Raw genomic sequence first — 796 nt, 5'->3', positions numbered from 1 at the left:
CTTCAAGGCGTCGTCGATCACAAGCCCCTTCATCCGTTCGCCCATGGCCGCCACGAAGCGATCATGAATGCCCTCGGTGACGATGAGGCGCGAAGATGCCGTGCAACGCTGGCCGGTCGAGAAGAAGGCGGAGTTGACCGCGGCTTCCACTGCAACATTGAGGTCGGCGTCATCGAGCACGACGAAGGGGTTCTTGCCGCCCATCTCCAGCTGGTATTTGCGATTGTGTTCGACSGAGGCGAGCGCCACGCGTTTGCCCGTGCCGGTCGAGCCGGTGAAGGTGATGGCGTGAATGTCGGGGCTGTCGAGCATCGCCTGGCCGACGACCGAGCCNGGAGGCGAGCGCCACGCGTTTGCCCGTGCCGGTCGAGCCGGTGAAGGTGATGGCGTGAATGTCGGGGCTGTCGAGCATCGCCTGGCCGACGACCGAGCCCTTGCCCATGACGAGGTTCAAGACGCCCTTCGGCAGGCCGGCGCGGTTAAGAATGTCGACGATGGCCCAGGAACTGCCGGGCACCAGTTCGGCCGGCTTGAAGACGACGGTGTTGCCGTAGCAGAGYGCCGGCGCGATCTTCCAGGCGGGAATGGCGATCGGGAAGTTCCAGGGCGTGATGATGCCGACGACACCGACCGGCTCGCGGGTGATCTCGACGCCGATATTGGGTCTTGCCGACGGCAGCACCTCGCCCGCCAACCGCAGGCACTCGCCGGCGAAGAAGTCGAAGATCTGGCCGGCGCGCACCGTCTCGCCGATGCCTTCGGCCAAGGTCTTGCCTTCCTCACGCGACAAGAGCTT

Annotated in this window: 2 protein-coding genes; both read right to left on the bottom strand. The window is 65.2% G+C overall.

Annotated features, from left to right (window positions below; translation table 11 throughout):
* The coding region (locus ASD01_RS36605; protein WP_458574493.1) for an aldehyde dehydrogenase family protein at window positions 1–312 on the bottom strand (312 nt) is incomplete at its 3' end.
* A 22-nt stretch (window positions 313–334) separates the two neighbouring features.
* The coding region (locus ASD01_RS36600; protein ID WP_280138777.1) for an aldehyde dehydrogenase family protein at window positions 335–796 on the bottom strand (462 nt) is incomplete at both ends.

The sequence above is a fragment of the Ensifer sp. Root423 genome (genome assembly GCF_001426275.1).
Taxonomy (GTDB): domain Bacteria; phylum Pseudomonadota; class Alphaproteobacteria; order Rhizobiales; family Rhizobiaceae; genus Ensifer; species Ensifer adhaerens.
Note: the sequence above shows the minus strand (reverse complement) of the source record. Positions and strands in the feature narration are given on the sequence as shown.